The following is a 5,518-nucleotide window of genomic DNA, read 5'->3' as shown; positions in this document are numbered from 1 at the left end:
GGGTTGGGTGGGGGCCCGATGCGACCACTTTCCCCGCGTTAACAATTTGTTTGCCCTTTTCGAGCGACTAAGGCTGGCACACGCTCGCAGGCTCCGGGGATTCGAACGCCATGCCATCCGATGCCATGACCGCAGCCGCCGCGGATCGGATGATGGCGAACGCCGAGCCGGTCAAGTTGGCCGAGCGGTACGAAATCCACCCCAGCGCGCCGCTTGCCGCCCTCAACACAATCGGCGGCAACGCCTACACGGCCAAGCCGCTGCGTGACAAGCGCTCCGAAGCCTTCGCCATCATCGGCCACGGCGCCACGCTGGCGCGCACCGACATCGCCGCCACTGTCGCCAGCCTCGACAACCAGGCCCACATGCGCCTGCTCGACTGGGGCATGGTGGACTGGCCGGCGAGCCAGGGGCGCCGCCTCTGCATGATCTTCGAGCGTCCGGCGGGCAAGCGGCTGATGAACAGCCTGACCGAGACCACGGACCCGATTCCCGAAGACCATCTGACCCGCCAGATCATCCATCCGCTGGTTGCGGCGCTGAAGGAGCTGTCGAGCCGCGGCGTGGTCCATGGCGCAATCCGCCCGACCAATCTCTATTACCGCGATCTGGCCTCCAGCAGCCTGATGCTGGGCGAATGCCTGTCCACCCCGCCCGGCTACGGCCAGACGGTCCTGCTGGAGACGGTGGAGCGCGGCATGGCCTCGCCGGCCGGGCGCGGCACCGGCACCATGGCCGACGACCTCTATTCGCTTGGCGTCACGCTGCTGCTCCTGCTGCTGGGGCGCAACCCGGTGGGGGCGGCGGAGGACGAGGCGATTCTTCAGGCCAAGATCGAGCGCGGGTCCTACCCGGCGCTGGTCGGCCAGATGCGCCTGCCGCTGGCGATCAGCGAGGTGATCCGCGGTCTGCTGGTCGACGATCCCAAGCAGCGCTGGACGCTCCAGGACCTCGACCTCTGGGTCGCCGGGCGCCGCCTCAGCCCGAAGCAGCCGCAGGTGCCGCGCCGTGCCGCCCGTCCGCTGGAGTTCCAGGGGCAGGACTACTGGCATTGCCGCACGCTGGCCCGCGCCTTCGCCCGCCATGTGGCGCCCGCCGCCACGGTCATCGAGGGCGGCGAGCTGGACAAATGGCTGCGCCGCTCCATGGGCGACGACGCCCGCGCCGAGGCGGTGGCGAACGCGGTGCAGACCGCCTCGACCACCGGCAAGGGCGGCAGCATGGCCGAACGGCTGGTCGCCCGCGTCTGCATGGCGCTGGATCCCGGTGCGCCCATCCGCTACCGCGGCAAGGCGATGATGCCCGACGGCATCGGCACCATGCTGGCCGAAGCCTTCCTGCGTGGCGAGTCGCCCCAGCCGTCGGCCGAGGTCCTGGCCAACCAGCTTCCCATGTTCTGGGTGAGCGTGCAGAGCGACTTCAAGCCGGAGTTCGTGCCGATGGTGCAGAACTTCGATCAGGTCCGCGGTCTGCTGGACCGCACGGGCCACGGTCTGGGGGTGGAGCGCGTGCTCTACGAGATGAACCCCACCATGCCCTGCATAAGCCCGCTGGTCGCCAAGCAGATGCCGACCAACCCGGCCGAGCTGCTGCGCGCGCTCGACTGGACGGGGGCGGGCAGCGAGCGGCACAAGGACCCCATCGACCGCCACATCGCCGCCTTTCTGGCGGTGCGGCACCGGCGGACCGACGAGATGCTCTACACCCAGCTCGGTTCCAGCATCGAGCCGATGCGCCGGGTGATCGCCATGCTGACCATCCTGGCCGACGTGCAGGCGCGCACCGGCACCGACGGTCTGTCGCACCTCGCCGCCTGGGTGGTCTCCCTGCTCGACCCGGCCTTCCGCCGCTTCCACAGCCGGCCGCACCAGGACAATGTGCGCAAGCTGGCCGACTCCGCGGCCCACAACGGGCGGCTCGGCGATCTGCTGAAGATCGTCGACGATCCGGAGGCGCTGCGTCGCGACAAGCTTGAGTTCGAGGCCGCCCAGATCGCCTACCGCGAGGCCGACGCCGAGATTAACAAGCTGCGGCAGAGCATCGGCGACCGGAACAGCATCATCGAATCGTCCGGGCGGCAGGTGGCCGCCATCGTGTCGAGCCTGCTGTCGACCCTTCTGGTCGGCGGCATCATCCTCTTCTTCGCCTTCTGACGGCGGCCTTCAAACCAAGGATCGGGTGGCACCCATGGCACGCGGCGGCAAGAGCGGCGGAAAGAAGAAGAAACGCAAGGGCAGCATGCTGACGCTGATCCTGCTGATCATCCCGGCGGGTCTGGTGGTGCTGCCCACCTCGATCCTGTTCGGCATCGGCATGATCCCGACCATCGTCGCCTACGTCACCGACCGCGACCCCGAGAAATCGGCGCCGATCACCGTCGGCGGGCTGAATTTCTGCGGCTGTATGCCCTACGCCATCGAGCTGTGGAAGCACAACCACACCATCGGCGCCGCCGGCAAGATCTTCATGGACCCGCTGGCCTGGCTGATCATGTACGGGTCGGCGGCGATCGGCTGGGCGCTCTATTTCGGCATTCCGCCGATGGTGGCGAATTTCGAGGTGATGCGCGCCGAAAAGCGGGTCGGCGCGCTGAAGGACGTGAAGGTCGGGCTGGTCCAGGAATGGGGACCGGAGGTCGCCGGCGACCTGTTCGACGAGGCGGGCGGCCTGTCGCCCGACGAGCAGGACCAGTTGGCCGAACCCGCCGGGGCGTGAGGGAATTCCCTCTCCCCTCCGGGGAGAGGGTTAGGGTGAGGGGGATCTGCTTGTGCCGGACGTACCGCCACGCCCATCCCCCTCACCGGCCCTTCGGGCCACCCTCTCCCCAGAGGGGAGAGGGTTATTAACTTACCCGGCCAGCTTCTGCTCCACCGCGGCGTTGCGGATGGCCTTCTGGAGCTTCTCGAAGGCGCGCACCTCGATTTGGCGGACGCGCTCGCGGCTGATGCCGTACTTCTGCGACAGATCCTCCAGCGTGGTGGGATTGTCGCGCAGGCGGCGCTCTTCCAGGATGTCGCGCTCACGCTCGTTCAGGTTCTCCATGGCGGCGGTCAGCAGCTTGCGCCGCTTGCCCAGCTCCTCGTTCTCGGCCAGGGAGATTTCCTGGTTCGCCGTCTCGTCGACCAGCCAGTCCTGCCACTCGCCCTCGCTGTCGGCGCGCAGCGGCGCGTTCAGCGAATGGTCGGGCGCGCTGAGGCGGCGGTTCATGTTGACGACGTCCTGCTCCGGCACGTCGAGGGTCGTGGCGACGTGGCGCACCTGCTCGGGCGACATGTCGCCCTCCTCGATGGCCTGCATCTGGCCCTTCAGGCGGCGCAGGTTGAAGAACAGCTTCTTCTGGGCCGCCGTGGTGCCCATCTTCACCAGCGACCAGCTGTGCAGGATGTATTCCTGGATGGCGGCGCGGATCCACCACATGGCGTAGGTCGCCAGCCGGAAGCCGCGGTCGGGGTCGAACCGCTTCACCGCCTGCATCATGCCCACGTTGCCCTCGGAGATCAGCTCCGACAGCGGCAGGCCGTAGCCGCGGTAGCCCATGGCGATCTTCGCCACGAGCCGCAGATGGCTGGTCACCAGCTTGTGCGCGGCGTCCGAATCCTCGATCTCCTGCCAGCGCTTGGCCAGCATGTACTCCTCCTCCGCCGCGAGCATGGGAAACTTGCGGATTTCCTGGAGGTAGCGCGAGAGGTTGCTTTCGGAACTGATGACCGGAACGCTGGATATCGTCGCCATGTTGGACCCTCTCCGACGGCTGTTTTTCGTGCCTTCTGACGGGCACACGGCCGTTCACTGTTCTGCGCCGCCTCGCCGTCCGCTTGCCCGTTCGATCCGCCGGGGATGGTCCCGGATGCAAGCGTGAGCGTTGGTGGCTGTTGACGCGAAGAATAACCGACTTCTGCGCGCGGGTATAGTGGATTACAGAGATTCTAAGAAATCTGACAAATCTTTAATATCCGTGGGTAGCGGCGCCTGAAAGCGGACCGTCTCACCCGTTGCGGGGTGTCGGAAGGTCAGCCCCACGGCGTGCAACGCCTGCCGTGGAAAGCCAACAAACCGCTCGCGATGGGGTTCCGGCAGGGCTGACGCATGCTTGCCGCCGGCGCGTCCGGCACGCCCCTTGCCATAGAGCGGGTCGCCCACGATGGGATGGCCGATGTGCGCCATGTGCACGCGGATCTGATGGGTGCGCCCGGTCTCCAGCGTGCATTCGACCAGCGCCAGCGCGGTGCCGAAGGAGCGGACGACGCGGTAACGGGTGGCCGCGTGCTTGCCGCCGCCGGCGACCACGGCCATCTTCTTGCGGTCGCTGCTGCTGCGGCCGATGTTGCCCTCGATCCGCCCTTCGCGGGGGGAGGGGACGCCCCAGACGAGCGCTTGATAGGTGCGGCTGAGCGTGCGGCCGGAGAACTGCTCCGTCAGCGCGTGGTGCGCGCGGTCGTTCTTGGCGACGACCATCAGGCCGCTGGTGTCCTTGTCGAGCCGGTGGACGATCCCCGGACGCCGGACGCCGCCGATGCCCGACAGGCTGTCGCCGCAATGGGCGAGCAGGGCGTTGACCAGCGTGCCGTCCGGATTGCCGGCGGCGGGGTGGACCACCATGCCGGCGGGCTTGTCGATCACCAACACGTCCTCATCCTCATAGACCACGTCCAGGGGTATGTCCTGGGCCTCGGGCTGTGCAGGTTCAGCTTCGGGGATGAAAACGTCGAAAGTTTGTCCGGGCTTCACCCTCACGGAAGGGTCCGTGACCGTCCGCCCATTGCCGTCCTGCACGCAGCCCTGCGCCAGCAACGCCTGCACGCGCGACCGCGACAGGCCGGGAAGCCCCGTCGCCAGGGCCTTGTCGAGCCGCTGGCCGCCGGCGTCGTCCGGAACGCTCCAGCGCTGCCGCGCGCCTTCGCCGGTTTCGCCGTCCTGCGTTCCGGTGTATTCGTCCTCATCGTCGTCGAATTCGGTGCGTTCGGGCATCGTTCGGCAAAACTCCTCACATTCGCGCGAGAGTGGACCCCAAACCGTGCAGTTCCTCAAGGCACTCATCGTCATCATGGGCGTGATGATCATCGCCGGCTTCGCGTTCCTCGGCGTCGAACTCTACAAGCGCATCAGCGATCCGGAGCGCCGGGCCGGCGCCGACACCGAGCGGGCCGCCGCCCCCGCGGGCCGGATGGAGGAGGTCACGTTGGGCCTGCCGGCGGGCGCGCGCCTGGGCGACCCGGTGGCGGTTGGCAACCGCGTCGTCTTCCGCGTCACCATACCGGACGCCGCGGACCGCCTCTATGTGATGGACCCGCGCACCGGCGCCATCGCCGTCACCGTCACCGCCGGAGCCGCTGCGCCATGACCAACGCCTTCATCCATGACTTCCGCAGCGACAATGTGGCCGGTGCCGCGCCGGAGGTGGTCAACGCGCTGGCCGCGGCCGCGGTCGGGTCCGCCGATCCCTATGGGCAGGACCCGCTGACCGCCAGCGTCACCCGCCTGTCTCTTATACACATCTCCGAGCCCACGAGACTATAAC

At 67.9% G+C, this 5,518-nt stretch carries 6 protein-coding genes; 4 read left to right on the top strand and 2 right to left on the bottom strand.

Going from position 1 to position 5,518, the window contains the following annotated elements:
• Positions 1–110: 110 nt before the first annotated feature.
• Entirely contained in the window at positions 111–2,153 is a 2,043-nt protein-coding gene (locus tag Q4I23_RS30105; protein ID WP_237903269.1) for a serine/threonine-protein kinase, read from the top strand.
• 34 nt (positions 2,154–2,187) lie between these two features.
• Positions 2,188–2,715, top strand: a complete 528-nt coding sequence (locus Q4I23_RS30100) for a hypothetical protein (RefSeq protein WP_454018673.1) — start codon at positions 2,188–2,190, stop codon at positions 2,713–2,715.
• 132 nt (positions 2,716–2,847) lie between these two features.
• Here Q4I23_RS30100 and rpoH read toward each other — a convergent pair whose 3' ends face one another.
• Together rpoH and Q4I23_RS30090 are read right to left on the bottom strand one after the other, a co-directional pair.
• Entirely contained in the window at positions 2,848–3,732 is an 885-nt protein-coding gene (gene rpoH / locus Q4I23_RS30095; RefSeq protein WP_237903271.1) for an RNA polymerase sigma factor RpoH, read from the bottom strand.
• Positions 3,733–3,915: 183 nt separating this feature from the next.
• Positions 3,916–4,968: an RluA family pseudouridine synthase gene (locus tag Q4I23_RS30090; protein WP_498528655.1), complete on the bottom strand. Its 1,053-nt coding sequence runs from the start codon at positions 4,966–4,968 to the stop codon at positions 3,916–3,918.
• A gap of 46 nt (positions 4,969–5,014) precedes the next feature.
• Here Q4I23_RS30090 and Q4I23_RS30085 point away from each other — a divergent pair, with 46 nt between their 5' ends.
• Positions 5,015–5,341, top strand: a complete 327-nt coding sequence (locus Q4I23_RS30085; protein WP_454018671.1) for a hypothetical protein — start codon at positions 5,015–5,017, stop codon at positions 5,339–5,341.
• Complete coding sequence (locus tag Q4I23_RS30080; protein ID WP_498528654.1) at positions 5,338–5,517, top strand: hypothetical protein; 180 nt, start codon at positions 5,338–5,340, stop codon at positions 5,515–5,517. Before Q4I23_RS30085 ends, Q4I23_RS30080 begins: the two co-directional genes overlap by 4 nt.
• Position 5,518: the final 1 nt, after the last annotated feature.

It is taken from the genome of Azospirillum sp. UFLA03-27, from assembly GCF_059803775.1.
This window is presented reverse-complemented; position numbering and strand designations above follow the sequence as displayed.